Annotated in this window: 12 protein-coding genes and 1 pseudogene; 7 read left to right on the top strand and 6 right to left on the bottom strand. The window is 69.8% G+C overall.

The window, feature by feature from the left end:
* The first annotated feature begins 13 nt into the window (after window positions 1-13).
* The 7 genes and pseudogenes from ACGFZK_RS21180 to ACGFZK_RS21150 all read left to right on the top strand — a co-directional run bounded on the left by ACGFZK_RS21180 (window position 14) and on the right by ACGFZK_RS21150 (window position 6,342).
* Window positions 14-265, top strand: coding sequence for a hypothetical protein (locus ACGFZK_RS21180; protein ID WP_393850423.1), 252 nt, complete (start codon window positions 14-16; stop codon window positions 263-265).
* Window positions 266-460: 195 nt separating this feature from the next.
* Entirely contained in the window at window positions 461-946 is a 486-nt protein-coding gene (locus ACGFZK_RS21175; RefSeq protein WP_393850422.1) for a hypothetical protein, read from the top strand.
* A 145-nt stretch (window positions 947-1,091) separates the two neighbouring features.
* Window positions 1,092-1,204 (top strand): annotated as a pseudogene (locus ACGFZK_RS21170) (IS5/IS1182 family transposase); the annotation flags it as partial.
* A gap of 715 nt (window positions 1,205-1,919) precedes the next feature.
* A complete protein-coding gene (locus tag ACGFZK_RS21165; RefSeq protein WP_393850421.1) occupies window positions 1,920-2,501 on the top strand; it encodes a hypothetical protein in 582 nt (193 codons plus the stop codon).
* Between the two features lie 608 nt (window positions 2,502-3,109).
* Window positions 3,110-4,327 carry a hypothetical protein gene (locus ACGFZK_RS21160; protein WP_393850420.1) on the top strand — a complete coding sequence of 406 codons (1,218 nt, stop codon included), beginning with the start codon at window positions 3,110-3,112 and terminating at the stop codon, window positions 4,325-4,327.
* Between the two features lie 811 nt (window positions 4,328-5,138).
* Window positions 5,139-5,609 carry a hypothetical protein gene (locus ACGFZK_RS21155; protein ID WP_393850419.1) on the top strand — a complete coding sequence of 157 codons (471 nt, stop codon included), beginning with the start codon at window positions 5,139-5,141 and terminating at the stop codon, window positions 5,607-5,609.
* Window positions 5,610-6,021: 412 nt separating this feature from the next.
* Window positions 6,022-6,342 carry a peptidase inhibitor family I36 protein gene (locus tag ACGFZK_RS21150; protein ID WP_393850418.1) on the top strand — a complete coding sequence of 107 codons (321 nt, stop codon included), beginning with the start codon at window positions 6,022-6,024 and terminating at the stop codon, window positions 6,340-6,342.
* 856 nt (window positions 6,343-7,198) lie between these two features.
* On the opposite strand, the gene ACGFZK_RS21145 is transcribed toward ACGFZK_RS21150, so the two are convergent.
* The 6 genes from ACGFZK_RS21145 to ACGFZK_RS21120 all read right to left on the bottom strand — a co-directional run bounded on the left by ACGFZK_RS21145 (window position 7,199) and on the right by ACGFZK_RS21120 (window position 15,369).
* Window positions 7,199-9,325, bottom strand: a complete 2,127-nt coding sequence (locus ACGFZK_RS21145) for a family 20 glycosylhydrolase (protein WP_393850417.1) — start codon at window positions 9,323-9,325, stop codon at window positions 7,199-7,201.
* Between the two features lie 448 nt (window positions 9,326-9,773).
* Complete coding sequence (locus ACGFZK_RS21140) at window positions 9,774-10,673, bottom strand: ROK family protein (protein ID WP_393850416.1); 900 nt, start codon at window positions 10,671-10,673, stop codon at window positions 9,774-9,776.
* A 188-nt stretch (window positions 10,674-10,861) separates the two neighbouring features.
* The gene (locus ACGFZK_RS21135) at window positions 10,862-11,779 is read right to left on the bottom strand and encodes a carbohydrate ABC transporter permease (RefSeq protein WP_393850415.1); all 918 of its coding nucleotides are present in this window, start codon (window positions 11,777-11,779) and stop codon (window positions 10,862-10,864) included.
* Window positions 11,779-12,693: a carbohydrate ABC transporter permease gene (locus tag ACGFZK_RS21130; protein ID WP_393850414.1), complete on the bottom strand. Its 915-nt coding sequence runs from the start codon at window positions 12,691-12,693 to the stop codon at window positions 11,779-11,781. The genes ACGFZK_RS21135 and ACGFZK_RS21130 overlap by 1 nt, the downstream gene beginning before the upstream one ends.
* Before the next feature lie 35 nt (window positions 12,694-12,728).
* Window positions 12,729-13,994 (bottom strand): extracellular solute-binding protein, encoded by a 1,266-nt coding sequence (locus tag ACGFZK_RS21125; protein ID WP_393850413.1) that lies wholly within the window; start codon window positions 13,992-13,994, stop codon window positions 12,729-12,731.
* A gap of 574 nt (window positions 13,995-14,568) precedes the next feature.
* On the bottom strand, window positions 14,569-15,369 hold the full coding sequence (locus ACGFZK_RS21120) for a DeoR/GlpR family DNA-binding transcription regulator (RefSeq protein WP_393850412.1): 801 nt from the start codon (window positions 15,367-15,369) through the stop codon (window positions 14,569-14,571).
* Window positions 15,370-15,605 lie beyond the last annotated feature (236 nt).

Raw genomic sequence — 15,605 nt, 5'->3', positions numbered from 1 at the left:
CTGATCCTCGGGCGTGAAGTGGTCGATGGCCCGCTGGGTCGCCGGTCAGATCGCCGACGGATCCCTGGATCCAGCCGCCGGGACCCACCTCATCTGGGCAGACATCGCCTATGACCTCGGCTACCCCGAAGAGCTGGAACCGCTCGTCCACTGCGCGCACGGCCTGGACGGCGGGGAGGAGAGCTGGGGAGCTTCTTTCGAGGAACTCAACGGGGAAGCGGTTGAGGCAGCGGAGCAGTTCCTGAGCAAGCGGTCGGCAGCATAGGCGGCGGACTGACCGCCGGTGCATTCGCGCCACCGGGATTTGAGCCAGAACCGAGAGAGGGCGGCACCCGGGAGCGTGGGAGCGTGGGGGCGGTCGGCCAGGTGGGTCAGAGCCAGACTCCCTCCCCCGGACGGGGGAGGGAGTCGGTACGAGCGGAGGAGGTGGCCCGGCCGCTGCTCGCCGCAGGATGAACCCATGCCCCGATCCCACAAGAAGCACCTGGCCGCAGCCCTCACCGCCTGCCTCGGCGCCCTCGCCTACACATTCAGCAAGGTGGACCTGGCGGGGGAGGGCGAGCTGGGCATGCCGGGCTTCCCCGCGCCGACCGAGGCCTACGCCGCCGTTGCCAACGTCGAGACCGCCCAACTGGCCAACGCGGCCCTCGGCCTGCTGATGGCCGTCGTTGCACTGCTCCTCGTCCGCCTGCCGGGGACCCCGCTCGTCCGTTGGCCGGCGCTCGTCGTCTCCTGGGCGGGCATCGCGATGGTGGGAGCGGGCGTTCTCGGCTTCGGCGCCCGCGCGGCGGGCCTGGCACCGAGCCTGGGTGCCACCCCTCCCCACATGCCCACAGCGCTCGCGGCATTGCTTGTCGGAGCCGTGTGGGTGACGGCCTGGGCCATCGCCACGGTCTCAGCCACGCGCAGCAGCCGCAGACGGTGCGTTGCCGGCTCCAATCCGTGAGGTTCAGAGTCACCAGCCGGTGCAACGGGTTGGCAGCGGACCATCAACTGCGGAACGACAACGGCACCGTTGACCCGAAGCGCACCATATGGCCTCCTGTCTGTGGTTCCCACTGATGTGCCCAGCGGTGGCAGAAGGGTGGTGCGCCCGCAGACATGCACGGGACTACGACGACTCGTCCGGCACTCCGAAACCCTCATCACCTGGGCGGCCATCACCTTCATGACCCGCCGGATCACCAAGGGACGCAATGGCCCCGAGCGGTTTCCACCCATGCTCTGACCAGGCACCTCAAGCCTTCGGCGCACTCAGCCTTCGATGGGGTCCGGCCCCTTCTCACTCATGACAGCGAAGCCGGGCTGGGTCCCCCCGCCGGACCCAACGCTCCCGAACCCAGGCTCGGGGTGCCGGCGAGGGTATGCAGGACCTTCTCCCTCACCATGTCAACGGGCTCGGGGTTCGGGAACACGGGTCGGGCAGGCGAGGTGAGGGCGGATGTTCCTGATCCCTTGCAGTCGGGATCGATCGCGGCGAGCGCAGCGGGCCGCCGCTGCACCCGGTCGGGGTCCTTGCCCAGCCCGTCGGGTCGGCGGACGTTCGTCAGCCACTGCCCGACCGCCAGTCCAGCGCGAAGGCGCCCCGTGGGGCCGCGAGCGTCCCGTGGAGCTCGTAGTAGGCCCGTGCGGCAGCGAGGGTCTGCTCGAACCCGTGGTCGGCGGTGCCCCGACGATCCCGAGTTCCTCGAGCTCGGTCGCCCGCTCCCGGGTTCTGCCATGGTGTCTCCGTCGGGTGACGGATGGTCAAGATCGAAATCATGGGCCGGCCGGCAGACTGTCCACCGGTTTTCGTCGCCCAGACCCCCCACCGCCGCACGCCGCTTGTCATGCACGGCTCAGCAGCGGGTAAGGGTTGCCGGGCGCCGAGCAGTATGTGTGAGACTCCCTCTGATTGATCACTCGGGGGGAGTTTCGCATTGAACGCGCTGTTGAAGAGGGTGTGGATCGGGCTGGCCGCGGCCTTGATCGTGAGTCTGGCCGCCGTGGTCGTGCCGGACCGCATACAGATAGACGACGACGGGCGCATCCACCTGGGCGCGCCCGCGCCCATGCCGTCCCCATCCACGGGGGCGCCCACACCGGAGTCGACGTCACCGCCCCTCACACGGGACGCCGTGGACGAGGTGATCCGGACCGCGGTCAGCGCGGCGGGCCTCGATCCGGCGCAGGGCCGCCCGGCCGTCGCGGCCGGCGCCAACTCGAACAGGACGGGCTGGATGGCCGTCCGCGAGAAGACCGCCGCACAGTCGGAGATGAACGCGATCTGCGCCGACCTGGAGCGCCAGGGCTGGACGCTGAACCCGAACGGCGACCGCCCCGACGCCTCCCGCAGCTACAAGCGCGGGGGCTGGTACCTGCTGGTGAGCACGCGTGGGAAGACCCAGGCGCCGTCCACCACCTCCGCCTTGACCGATTCGCAGACCTACCTGACCCTGACCGGGCTCCAGCTGAACCTTGCCGACATACCCCTCCCCGAGATCACCGTCCGCATCGGCTGACCCCTCACAGAGAAGCCCACACCGACTTCCCGGGGCATCCAGGCGCCCTGGGCCCGGCCGAGTCGGCCGGCCCTGTGCGGGAGCACTTGTCCCCCCTGGAGCCGCGCCCGGCATGGCCACGTCGCTGCTTTCGACGCCGCGGCTGCCTGAGGCCTCTCTGGGTATGACAGCCGTCCATCAGGGGCCCACCTGGCGGGCGGGGGCCGGCCCTGTCGACATCAGTCAGCAGAAGAGCGTCAGCCCGCCCGCACGGCGCTCTCAGTCGAACAGACCGAGATCTGCCGGCTGCTGCCGCTGTTCGAGTGGGAGTGGTCCCTGCCGGCTGCGCATGTTGCTGCGCCACACCCCCAGCCGAACCTCGTCGCCGAGGCACGCGCGGACACCACCCCGAGCCCGGACACCGTTTGTTCACGGGTTTCGACCGCACGAGGCCGTGGGGCTGACAGGGTCCCGTCCTCCCGTCCTCCCGTCCCTTGTTCGGCTCGCTGGCGCTGGGCGGCCCTTGCCGATCATCACCGGCCGCGGCCGAACCGCGGAGACGACCGCGTCCCGTGGCTCGGGCCGATATCGCATGGCAACCGCGCCCCCAGCCGGGCATGGTTGGCGTGATGAGCCATCAGGATGAGACGTCCCGCACCCTGTCCTACGCCCGCCACGACACGCTGGAGGGGCTGCTGCAGCGCGGCCGGGGGCTGGGCGCGGAGCGCGCACGGCATGACCCGAGCGCCGCCGCGCCGTTCGTGTACGACGGGATCCGCCGGGACTGGAAGTGGGACTACCAGACCGACACACGCTCCCTCTACCAGGCACGGCTGATCCGGGACCTGAAGCTGCCGCCGACACCGGTCGTTGACCAGTTGGCGGGGGACGAGGAGGAGTGCTCGCGGGCCGCCGATGTGCTGGAGCTGCTCGCCCGCGCCGGTTCGGACGAGGCCCGGGAGGGGCTTCGGACCTACATCCGGGTCGGCAAGCACTGGGTCTCGGTACTGGAGTCGGTGGCGGATTACTGGCCGGCCGAGTGGTGGGAGGACCTGGGCGATGTCGCGCGCGCCCGGATCGGTGGGGAGTCGGATCCTCCGTGGTCTTTCGAGCCGTGGAGCCGGTTCGGGATCGGGGTGCCGGGCCGCCGAATCCCTCCGCGGCCGTCCCTCGGCGGGCTGAGCGACGAGAAACTGCTCGCCCTGCTGGCCGCCGGCGGCACGGAGTTCACCATGAAGATCGATGCGCTGCGTGCGCTGGCCGGGCGGGAGCCGGCCGAGGGGTTGATCCCGCTCGTGCCCTCGCTCGGAACCCCGGACGGCCGCCGGCCCCTGCCCCTGCTCCGGCGGGCGGTCGACCGCCTCGGAGCCCTCGCCGTGCCGGCGGCACGTGGGTGGGCCGTGGACGGGCGGAAGTGGCTGGCCCGGATGGGGGCCGACGTCCTGGCCGACCACCCCGGGCCCGAGGCACTGCCGGGACTCGTGGCCGAACTCACCGAACAGTGGAAGGCCCGCGCCTGGTGCGGTCCCGACACCACGGCGAAGAGACTGGCCCGCTTCGGACCCGAAGCCGCCGACGCCGTGCCCGTCCTCTGGCGCTACTGGCGGGACACCCCGCACTCGTACGAGCGCGCTGACTACCTGAAAGCGCTCGCCGCGATCGACCCGTCCGGCTTGGACGACGCATACACCGAGTCGCTTTGGGACTGCGAGGAGCGGGCACGGCTGCTGGCCATCGCCTCGGCACCCCACCACCCGCAGACCCTGCACCGCATCGCCGCACTCCGCGATGACCCGATGGAAACACCAGAGGTACGGGCCGCTGCCGGAGCGCGGTTGGCCCCGTGACCGGCCCTGAGTCTCCCTGACGGTGGTAGTTGGGCCCCTGTCAGGCGTGATGGGTGGGGTTCAGGTTGCGGACCTTCTCCTGCCTGGTGTCGGGGTGAAGGTCGACCAGCTGGTGCTGACGGATACGGAAGCCCGGGTCGCCGTGCGATCACGGGCCGCATCGGCGGCCTGTTCCGGATGCGGGCAGAGATCTTCGAGGGTGCACTGCTACGACTAGCGGACTCTGGCGGATCGTTCGAAGGGGACGGACCTACGCGACGATCCTCATCGACATGGCAACCCATCGTCCGATCGACGTCCCGGCTGACCGGGCCGCAGCCACCTTTGCGTCCTGGCTGCGGGACCACCTGAGGTCCGGATCATCTGCCGAGGCCGTGCCGGTTCCTTCCGCGACGGGGCCCAAGCCGACGCTCCGCAGGCCAGGCAGGCAGTCGATGCCTGGCACCTCCTGAACAGCCTCGCGCAAGCAGTCGCACGGTCATCGGGCGGCATCGCGCCGACCTGCCAGAACCCCTCACCTCCTACGACGCCGAAGACGGCCCGCCCCACGAAGGCCCGGACCGCGGAGAGCCGGACATCCACGGACGGCCGCGGCCTTGGTGGCCCGCACCCACGAAGGCCACCAACAGATCCGCGAACGCATCGAACGCGGCGACAGCCTTCGTGCCATCGCACGCGACCTCCAGCTGAGCCGCGGCGCGGTCAACCGCTTCGCACGCGCCGCAGACGCCGATGAACTTCTCATCGCGGCCATCCATCGGCCCACCCTGAAACGACGCCCACCGCCTGCCTCTACCTGCACCATCGCGGGATGGAGGGCTGCACCAACGCTTCCGCGCTCACCCGGGAGATCCGGCGGCTGGGCTACCGCGGCGACGTCAACACCGTCCGCCGGCACCTGAAGCCCCACCGCAGCGGTACGATCCCGGCCACCTCCCCTTTGCCTCACCTGACCGTCCGCAAGGTCACCGACTGGATCATGCGCCGGCCCGAGCGCCGCACAGATGGTGAGCGAAAGGGTCGCGACGCACTGGGCGAGCGGAGCCCCGCGCTGGCGACGACCGTTGAGTACGCCCGCCGTCTGGCACTCATGATTCGCGACCGTCGCAGTGCACACCTGGTCCTCGATGTCTGGATCGCGACGTCCGCTTCGATGGCCAACGCGAACTCCGGGCTCTGGCCCACGGCATGCGACGCGACCGCGCAGCCATCCCGGCCGCCCTCACCACGACCTACACGTCCGGATCAGTCGAAGGCAACGTCACCAGGATCAAGCTGCTGAAGAGACAGATGTACGCCCGCGCCGACTTCGGTCAAGGAGGCGCTGCCCCCGAAGTGGCGACAGAGTCCAGAAGGTGAGCCAGAACCCTCAACGTGAACCAAGCCAGCCGTACGTGCTGCCCGTCACCGTCACCTGACTCTTTGCCCGCTGCGGGCAGCCCGCCCCGCGGGAGCCTTGCCGGCTTCGCATGAGGGCGGTGTGCTGCTGAAAGGTTCCGTCAAGTCGCCGCCTCTGTCGGTACGTTGTGGGCATCTCGGGCGTGTCGGGCTGACTACTGGGCTGTGCGGGTGGTCATGTTCATTGCAGGAACGATCAGGCCCCGGATGGATGCTGCCTGCGCTCTCGGGCTGTGGAACGTTGTCGTCACCTGCCTTGCCGGAGACACCGGCTGGCTTGAGGAACGGAGAGAGCCATGAGCACTCAGCTGCCCGCCGGCGTCGTCGCAATCACTCCTGACGGTGCGGAGTGTCCGCCCAAGACGCTCGGCCTGTACCGGGACTACAACCAGAAGGGCCCCGGCTACGGGATCGGTGCCGGCTACGACGTCGACCTGGCGCAGCTGCCGCTTCCCGGTGGCGGCAGCATGGCCAAGAACGTCTCGGCGTGGTGGAACCGGACGGACAGCAACGCGATCCTGATCGGCCGGACCGAGCGCGTCCTGAAGGCCGGCGACAAGCTCGAAGAGCCGTCGGACTTCAACGACACCGTGGTCAGGGTCACCTGGGAGAAGTAGCCCAGCGACCCCGGCTCGTGTGCCCGGAGCCGGGGCGGAGGCCGGCGAGCGCCTGTCCGTGACCTGACCCGGGCACCTCAGTGGGTGTCCGGCCGTAGCTGCTCGCCGGCCACTGCTTCGCGCCGTTCACCTGGATCACCGCGCCCTGGCTGCGGGCGCTGTGCCGGTCGTGCCTGCCCCGGGGGCCGGGGTAAGGCGGCGCTTTCGGACCGGTAATGGCCTGTAGGACACTTCGCGCCACGTCCTCCCGGCATTCCACCCCCATGGGCCGGATTCGTGTGAGGGCCCCTGCCGCCGCGCCCGGCGGCAGGGGCCGTCGTCGACCGTGCCTGCCGCGACGCCTTTCGCCGCCGGTGGCGCGGTCGAAGGCCTCTCGTCCGCCCGGCCCCAGCGCCGACCGGGCCATCGGCCGGGGCGGAGTCTTCAGGCATCCGGTCCGGTTCAAGCGGCCGCGCCTGGACGTCACAGCCGAGGACGTTCCGCGGTTCGGCCAGGGGCCGTCTGCGGTGGTCGGCTGCCTGCATCCGGATGCCGGATTCGGCGTCGGGCCGGGCATGAAGATCCTTGCTTCCTCGACGCTTGCTGTCGCGGCCCTGCTCCTGGCCGCTGTTCCCGCCTCGGAGCCCCCGCGGAACGGCGACGAACAGGCAGGGACGGCTGGTTGACCAGCCGTCCCTGCCGCGCCGTGGTGACTGCTGCCGGACATCCCGCACGCCGCCTGCCTATGGGATCCGGCTGGGGCCGTCCGGTCGCCGCTGGCCGGCGGTGCGCTGCGGGCGAGGCCTGGACCCGCTTTGGAACGGCCTGCCCGGGGCGCGTCCGGAGCGGGGGAGGGGTGGCGGGCGGTGAGGGAGGGTCAGTCGATCGTCCAGCGCTGCAGCGCTGAGCCGCTGCTCTTCTGCTGGGTCACCACGGCACCGTCGGAGGCCGCGGCGGCGGTGAGCAGGAGACCGCTCCCGGCGGAGGTGATGGTGTGTTCTCCGTCGTCGAGCGAGGTGACTCTCCAGCGCTGCTCGGCCTTGTCACCGCAAGCCCGTTGTACGACGACGGCGCCGGGGCCGCCCGTCACCTCCGCGCACTTCCCGGACGTCTTGTTGGTCATGGTGTAGGAGCCATCGGACTGCGGGGTGAACGTCCACGTCTGGTTGTTGCCACGGTTCGGCGACCAGAGGACCAGTCCGGTGCCATCGGACGTGGAGCCGCCCGGGTTGTCCAGTGCCCTGCCGCCGGTCTCGACGCTGTGCGCGCCCTCCACCACCTTCACGGTGCCGGGCCAGGGGATGCCGGGCGCGGCGTGGTAACCGATTCCTGCTGCGGCCCACCGCGGTCCGTGCTGGGCCAAGCGCTGGCGGAAGTCCTTCCAGTCACGTGCGGACTGGGGTGTCCATCCGACCTCGGCGAGGGCGGGGAGGCGGGGGAAGCTCATGTAGTCGGCGTACGCGTGGGGCTCGGGCCAGCGGGTGTTCGGGGTCGGCAGGGCGTCAGTTCCCTCGTAGGCGCGGTCGGCCCAGAGGGCGGCTTCGACGCCGGCGATCTGCTTGGCCGGGACGATGGAGCCGGTGCCGTCGAGTTTGGCTGTGCTCGTCGCCGGGTCCCATGCGTAGGACTTCTGCACCGGCACGTATCCGGACCAGCTCAAACCGTAGGGGGTGGAGACGTCGTACTTCATGTCCAGGTAGGCGTGGTCGGACGGGGACATGACGAACTTGGCGCCCTGGGCGACGCCGTTGCGCACGTAGCGGATGCTCTCGGTCTCCTGTGGGGTGCCGATACTCTCCCGGTCATCGGCCTCGCCCCAGAACTGCATGATGCTGCCGGAGGGGATCTTGGCCTGGCCGAGCTGGTGCCAGCCCATCACCGTCTTGCCGCGTCCGGTGGTTGCCTCGGTGGCCGCCTTGACGTAGGCGGCGTACTGCTCGGGGGTGGCCTGTGGGGTCTCGTCGCCGCCGAGGTGGACGTAGGGGCCGGGGGTGATCCTGGCCACCGCCCTGATGACGGTCCGCAGGAACCTGCTCGTGTTGGCCGTGTGCTGTTTGTCCTCCAGACAGTAGAGGCTGATGCCGACGTCGAACCCGGAGTAGGGGGGCTTCGCCCTGTCGTCACAGTTCAGTTCGGGCACCGATGCCAGGGCGGCCTGGGTGTGGCCGGGGCCGTCGATCTCGGGCACCACGGTCATGAAGCGGGACGTGGCGTAGGCGACGATCTCCTTGTAGTCCGCCGCCGAGTAGTACCAGTCGGTGCCGCCGGTGAAGCCGCTCTGGGTGCTGGCACCCACCTTGGTCAGGTTCGGTATGGCGTCGATGGCGATGCGCCAGCCCTGGTCGTCGGTCAGGTGCAGGTGCAGCGTATTGATCTTGTACGCGGCGGCCTGGTCGATGTAGCGCTTGACCTGGTCCACCGGGTAGAAGCGGCGGGCAACGTCCAGCATCACGCCGCGGTACCCGTACCGGGGGGAGTCGGATATCTGCACGGGGGAGACGGTCCACCGACGGGACTGTCTGCTGTGGGACTCCACCTCGGCCGGGAGCAGCTGGCGCAGCGTCTGCACGCCGCGGAACAGGCCCTCCGCCCCGTGCGCCCTCACGACGACACCGTGCTTTCCGGACGACAGGGTGTACCCCTCCGCCCCAAGGCTCTTGGGGCCGTTGGGGTCCAGGACGACGGCGTCCTTCCGTGCCCGTGCGTCCTTGACGACCGGGAGGGTGTAGCCGGTCGCGGGGGCGAGCACCTTCGACACGTAGGTGCCGACGGCCAACGCCGCGGGGTTCTTCGACAGGACCGCGATAGGGGTCTTGGGGGTGAGGGTGAACCCCGGGCCGTCCACTGCCTGCTGCGAGACCGGTTGGGGAACGAGGGCGTAGGGGGCGGGATGGGGAGTGGAGGAAGCGGTCGCCGCCTGCGAGACAGTGGCCGGCAGCGGGAGGGTGAGGAGGGTTGTGGCGAGGACGGCGAGGTGGCCGCCTCGTCGGCGCAACCAGCGCATTGTTGACTCCTTCGGACGGGAAGGGCAGGGGCGGCACGCCGGGTGGGCGGCCAGGGGCGCGACGCGCGCCGGTGAGGGCGACGCCAACGCGCACGGCTCGTACACCGGGAGCGGCCCCTGGGGGCTCGTCCCGGCGCGTCACGGGCAACGCGCACCCCCGCCGACATCCTCATGCTGCGAGCCGCTCGTGGTGCGGCAGGGGAACATACGACGCGCGAAGCGCGACAGAGCGCAGATCTTGCTTGCAGTTGCTCCGAATTGGCAACTTGCGAGCAACTTCAGCCAAAAGGTGTCAGGGGGCGGGGGGAGCGTCAAGCCCTACGCCGACGTAGCTTTCCCTCATTCGGGGGCCCCGGGACAAGGGACGGGGTCCCAGGGCGTGTTCCCGTCGCCCGGCACCGCATCCCGCACGCGTCGACGCGCCCTGGCGGACCGTTCGGTGCGGTGGCTACCGGCCCGTGCGTACGTCTTGAAGGTCCCGGGCGAGGAGCGCCGCCCCCACGCGGCCCGCCGTTTCGCCGAACCGCGCGAGCCGGAGTCCGGGCACGGCCGGTGAGCCGAGCCGGCTGACGAGGGCCTCCCGCAGGGGTGCGAGGAGCGAGGCACCGGCCTCGGCCAGCTCGCCACCGACGACCAGCCGCTCCGGCGCGTACCGGCCGATCGCCGCCGCCAGTACGTCGGCCAGGGCCACCATGGCCTCCTCGCAGATGGCGAGGGCGGCCGGGTCCCCGGCGTCGGCACGGTGGTACACCTCGCGGGCGCCGATGCCGCGCCAGCCGGTCGCCCGCGCGTAGCGGCGCGTGACGGCGGCGGACGAGGCCACGGTCTCCAGGCATCCCCGCCCGCCGCAGTGGCACGGGTCGCCTCCCGGCCGGACCTCGGTGTGGCCGAGCTCTTCCGCCCCGTACCGGGTGGTGGGTACCCGGCCGGTGAGGACGACGGCCGAGCCGATGCCGTCGCCCACCGAGACGAACAGGAAGTCCTCACAGTCCTGGCCGGCCCCCGCGCGTGCCTCGGCGAGCCCGGCCGTGCGCCCGTCATGCCCGACGGCCACGGGGAGGTCCAGGTGCTCGGCCATCCAGTCCCGGACGGGGAGGTCCCGCCAGCCCAGCGCAGGGGCGTGTACAGCCCGGCCGGAAGTCTCGTCGACGGTCCCGGGGAGGATGACGCCCGCGGCGGTGGGGCGACAGCGCTCGGCAAGCGTGGCCGCACAGGTGAGGACCGTCTCGAGGACGGCGTCCGGCCCCCGTTCGGGTCGGGTGAACCAGCGTTCCCCGTTCCGTGGGACGCCGTCCGGGCCCAGGACGCACCCCTTGATGTCGGTGGCGCCCGCCTCCAGCGCGATCACGGTCCCGTGGGCCGCGCGTCCGCGTCGTGCCGTGTGTTTCCCGCGCCGGGTCGGTGCGGTCCGCGTGCTGGGCTCACCGCGTGCAGCTGTGTTCCTCATTCCTCGCCTCAGGTGACCCGGTGGGGGCAGGGAAGGGCCCGCCCCCTACTGGCCGGGGGTGTGGGCGCAGGGGGCGGGCGGCTGTGGGGCTATTTGACGGATCCGGCCGTGAGGCCGGAGACGACCTTCCGCTCAATGAGCGCGAAGAGGATGACGACGGGCACGATCGCGATGACCGATCCGGCGAACAGGTAGTTCCACTGGACGCTGTAGTTGCCGATGAAGCCGTTGATACCGACCGTCAGCGGTTGGCTCTCCGGAATGGTGGAGAGCGTCAGGCCCATGACGAACTCGTTCCAGGCGGCGATGAAGGTGAAGATCATCGCGGTGACGACGCCCGGCATCGCGAGCGGCAGGGTGATCCGCAGCAGCGCGCCTCCCCTGCTCAGCCCGTCGATCATGGCGGACTCCTCAAGGGCCTCGGGGATGGAGGCGAAGTAGGCGGTGAGGATCCAGATCGCGAAGGCGAGGTTAAAGGCGGCGTTGCACAGGATCAGGGTCCACACGGAGTTGAGCATGCCCAGTTGGTAGAACTCGCGGTAGAGACCGACCAGCAGGGAGGTGGGCTGGAACATCTGGGTGATGAGCACCAGCAGGAGGAACAGCTTGCGGCCGCGGAATCTCATACGCGCGGTGTAGTACGCGGCGGGCACGGCGACCAGCAGGACGAGCAGGGTCGATCCCGCCGCGACCAGCAGCGTGACGCGGAGGTTGTCCCCGAGGTGGGACTCGCGCCACACGTTGACGAAGTTCGCCCACTCGAACTCGGCCGGCAGGTAGGTGGCGTCGCGCAGTTCGTGCGCCGGCCGCAACGCGGTGATCACCATTTCCGCGTACGGCAGCAGGAAGACGGCCGCCAGCAGCCAGGCGACGGCGGCGACCAGCAGGGTGCGCGGGCGCGTCGTGCGGGAGGCTCGTGAGGCGCCGCTGCGTGTGCCGCCCGCAGGGGGTCGGACTGACGAGGAGGGCGGGGCGGTCTTCTCGGGGGTGAGGGCGGTCTGGGTCATCAGCTCTCCTCCTGGTTCCAGCGGCTGGCCTTGAGGAAGACGACGACCATGATCACGACGAGGGCGAAGTTCACGACGGACATGGCTGCGGACTGGCCGATGTCGGAATTCTTGAGCTGGTACATGAAGACCGTGGTGGTGGCGGTGGCGCTGTCCGGGCCGCCGCGGGTCATGCTCCAGATGATGGGGAAGGAGTTGAAGACGTTGATGAGGTTGATGACGACTCCGACGAGGAAAGCCGGTCGCAAGAGCGGGAGGGTGATGCGCAGGTACGTCTGCCATGTGCTGGTGCCGTCGACCTTGGCGGCCTCGTAGATCTCGCCGGGGATGGTCTGCAGTCCCGCGAGCAGGGTGTAGGTGGTGAACGGCAGCGAGACGAAGACGGCGACGAACATCATCCAGGGCCAGGCCGTCGAGGGGTCACCGAGCCAGTCCTTGGGACCGTCGATGATGCCGAGGTCGGCCATCAGCGTGTTCAGGACGCCCGCGGTCTGATTGAGCATCCACTTGAAGCCGATGGCGGTCATCACGACCGAGGCGGCCCAGGGGGCGATGAGGGCCCAGCGGGTGACGCGCCGGCCGGGGAAGCGCTGGTTGAAGAGTTGGGCCAGCGCCAGGCTGAGCAGCATGGTGGCGGTGACCACCACCAGGGTCCACAGGACGGTCGACAGGACGACCGAGGGCAACGAGGGCTCCTCGAACAGCTGCTTGTACTTGTCGAATCCCGCCGGGCCCCGGACGAACCCGCTGCTGCTGATCCTGAGGAAGGAGGTGCGGACCATCTCGTAGACCGGCCAGAGCACGACCAGGACGATGAGCAGGACGGCCGGCCCGATCCAGGGCAGCGGCCCCAGCCGGGCCAGGCCGCCCCGGCCCTTGCGGCCGGGGCGGGCGGTGGATGAAGTGGTGGACACGAGGATGCCTTCCGTGACAGTGCGGTTCGCAGGGCCTACTGGTCGGAGACCGTGGCCTCGGCCTTCTTCTGCAGTTCGCCCAGCACCTTGGCCGGGTCGTTCACGGCAGTTCCGCCGCTCTTCTTGATCTCGGCCGAGACGGCGTCCCAGGCGGTGTCGCCCAGCGGGTAGAAGACCGCATTCGGCAGCAGAGCGAAGAAGGGCTCGAGGTCCTTGTGCTTGCCGCTGCCGGTCATCTCCTTGAGGGTGTCCTCGGTGACGGGCATCAGGTTGTACAACTCGTCGAACTTCAGCGTGTTCTCCTTGGAGTACGCGAAGTCGAGGAACTTGCGGACCTCTTCCTTGTGGCCGTTGTCCTTGAACGCCATCATCCAGTCGGCGACGCCCAGGGTGGAGGTCAGCGCGCCCGTCTTCCCGGGGATCGGCGCGACGCCGTAGTCGACCTTGCCGTCCTTGGACATCTGGATCAGGGAGGGGTGGCCGTTGAGCATCGCGGCCTTGCCGGCGGCGAAGTCCGCGAACGCGGTCTTGCGGTCGGTCGTGGCGGGGTTGGCGTAGGTCAGGCCGGGCTCGACGAGGTTCGTCTTGAGCCAGGTGAACGACTCGATGTTGGGCCGGCTGTTCAGCGTGTACGCGCCCTTGGCATCCGTGAGGCCCCCGCCGTTGCCGAGCTCCCAGATCAGCGACTCGCCCTGGGCCTCCTCGGGACCGAGCGGCAGCGCGTACGGGGTCACACCTGGCACGTTCGCCTTGATCTTCTCGGCGGCGGCCTTGACGTCGTCCCAACTCTTCGGGGCCTCGGTGATGCCGGCCCGGGCGAAGACCGTCTTGTTGTAGAAGAAGGCCCGAGCCGAGGAGACGAACGGTATGCCGTACTGGGTGCCGTCGACCTCACCGGCCTTGGCGAAGCTGTCGATCAGGTTGGCGCGGGTGCTCTCCGACAGCACCTCGTCCGCCTTGTAGAGCAGGTCGTCCGCGACCTTGTCCGCGTAGCCGCCGGTCTGCAGGACGTCCGGGACGTTGCCGCTCTGGATCATCGTCTTGACCTGGGAGTCGATGTCGTTCCAGTTGACCACCTGGACATCGACCTTGATCCCCGGGTTGGAGGCGGTGAACCGCTGGGCGACGTCCTTCCAGTAGGCCGTGGAGCTGTTCGAGGCCTTGTCGCCATAGTCGGCTGCCACCAGCTTCAGTGTCACGTCGCTGCCGTCCGACGCACCGTCACCGCTGCCGCAGGCCGTGAGGGCGAGCACCCCGATCGTGCCGGCGCAGGCCGTCGCCACGAGCAACCGCTTGTTCATCGTCAGTACCGCCTTGTCTCCTGGCCGCTCGCGATGACGCGGCCCAGTGGGGTCTGGGATCTGCAGCAGAATTCGGAGCGTACTGCGCGGGAATGAAGGATCAATCGGCTTTTCGCTCATGAACGAGCATCTGCTGTGGGCAAAGTAAACAGGAGGGAGTGGGCTCGGAACCAGACCTGTTACGTAAAAGATGCTAACCAGCCACGCGTTGACCCTTGGCGGACTCTGCACGCGGACAGGTCGCAGCCCTGTCCGGCGTCAACGGCAGGTCGGGCAGTGATGTGGTGGCTCTGGTCGGCGGGGCGTGATGGGCCAAGGTGGCATGGGAGCGCGGCGGTTGCCGCAACTCGTCGACGCCGTCGCCGTCGTCGCGCGGAGAGCGGTGCGAAGCGGCGCGCGGCCGTCGTGCCGGTGGAGGGCGGGCTCGTGGTAGACGGCGAGGGCGGGGTGAGCTCCGTGCGCACCTGCAGGCGATGGTTACGCGGGTTCGCGGAGTCGCCCCTCGTGCCCGTCGGGTGCGCTGCCGCACGGGCCGGCCAGGGGCTTCGGCCGGTCGTCCCGGTGCGCGGGGGCGTCAGACGATGACGACCTCGATGCCGGCCTCGGTGAACCGCGCCGCCATGTCGGGGTCCAAGCCGGAGTCGGTGACGAGTACGTCGATTCCCTCCAGGCCGCAGATCCTGGCAAAGGCGCGCTTGCCCATCTTGGACGAGTCCGTCGCGAGGATCACCTTCCGGGCGCGCTCGGCGAAGAGCCTGCTGATGCCGGCCTCGTCCTCGTGGTGCGTCATGACGCCCAGCTGCGGGTCCACTCCATCGACGCCGAGCACCGCGACGTCGAGCACCACCTGGTGCAGTACGCCTTCCGTCAATGGGCCGACCAGCTCATAGGTCTGGGGACGTGCCACACCGCCGGTCACCACGATCTTGAACTGCGGGCGGACCGCCAGTTCGCCGGCGATGTTCAGGGCGTTGGTGACGATCGTGTACCTCGGTCCGGACGGCCCCTCCCCCCGCTCGGGGGTTCCCGCGCGCGCCCGGAGCACCAGCGCGCGGGCCACTTCGGTGGTGGTGGTGCCGCCGTTGAGGCCGACGACGTCCCCCTCGCCCAGGAGGTCTGCCACGGCGCCTGCGATGCGCTGCTTCTCGGAGACCCGTCGTGAGGACTTGTAGCGCAGCGGGAGCTCGTAGGAGACGCCGTGCGCGATCGCCCCGCCCCGCGTGCGGACGAGCAGCTTCTGCTCGGCCAGCTCGTCGAGGTCGCGTCGGATGGTCGCCGGTGACACCGCGACCGAGGCGGCCGCTTCTTCCACTTCCAGCTTGCCGTCGACCGCGAGCAGCTCCAGCAGCTTGCTCCACCGTTCCTGCTTGGACATGCGCCGCTTCCCCTCCGTGCTCTGGACAACCGATACCGCGCGCCGGAGGGCGGACCGCCGGGCGGCCGCTCGCCGCCCCGAGGGGCATGCGCGAAGTTGATCGTAACGCCACGGCTCCGCGCATCGCAGGGCATGTGCGATTTGTGCACGCCAGGCAAGGTCTGGGCGTCGGCCCCCTGGACGCGAGCAGCCTGAATGTGGATACTTCGCTCACTCAACATGCGCGAATACGCTTG

The sequence above is a fragment of the Streptomyces sp. NPDC048257 genome, from assembly GCF_043201855.1.
In the GTDB taxonomy this organism is placed as follows: Bacteria; Actinomycetota; Actinomycetes; order Streptomycetales; family Streptomycetaceae; genus Streptomyces.
This window is presented reverse-complemented; position numbering and strand designations above follow the sequence as displayed.

Bases quoted from the DNA above. Each gene is read 5' to 3' on its own strand.
- ACGFZK_RS21175 (WP_393850422.1), top strand. From the start codon at position 461: ATGCCCCGATCCCACAAGAAGCACCTGGCCGCAGCCCTCACCGCCTGC.
- ACGFZK_RS21160 (WP_393850420.1), top strand. From the start codon at position 3,110: ATGAGCCATCAGGATGAGACGTCCCGCACCCTGTCCTACGCCCGCCAC.
- ACGFZK_RS21155 (WP_393850419.1), top strand. From the start codon at position 5,139: ATGGAGGGCTGCACCAACGCTTCCGCGCTCACCCGGGAGATCCGGCGG.
- ACGFZK_RS21150 (WP_393850418.1), top strand. From the start codon at position 6,022: ATGAGCACTCAGCTGCCCGCCGGCGTCGTCGCAATCACTCCTGACGGT.
- ACGFZK_RS21145 (WP_393850417.1), bottom strand. From the start codon at position 9,325: ATGCGCTGGTTGCGCCGACGAGGCGGCCACCTCGCCGTCCTCGCCACA.
- ACGFZK_RS21135 (WP_393850415.1), bottom strand. From the start codon at position 11,779: ATGACCCAGACCGCCCTCACCCCCGAGAAGACCGCCCCGCCCTCCTCG.
- ACGFZK_RS21125 (WP_393850413.1), bottom strand. From the start codon at position 13,994: ATGAACAAGCGGTTGCTCGTGGCGACGGCCTGCGCCGGCACGATCGGG.
- ACGFZK_RS21120 (WP_393850412.1), bottom strand. From the start codon at position 15,369: ATGTCCAAGCAGGAACGGTGGAGCAAGCTGCTGGAGCTGCTCGCGGTC.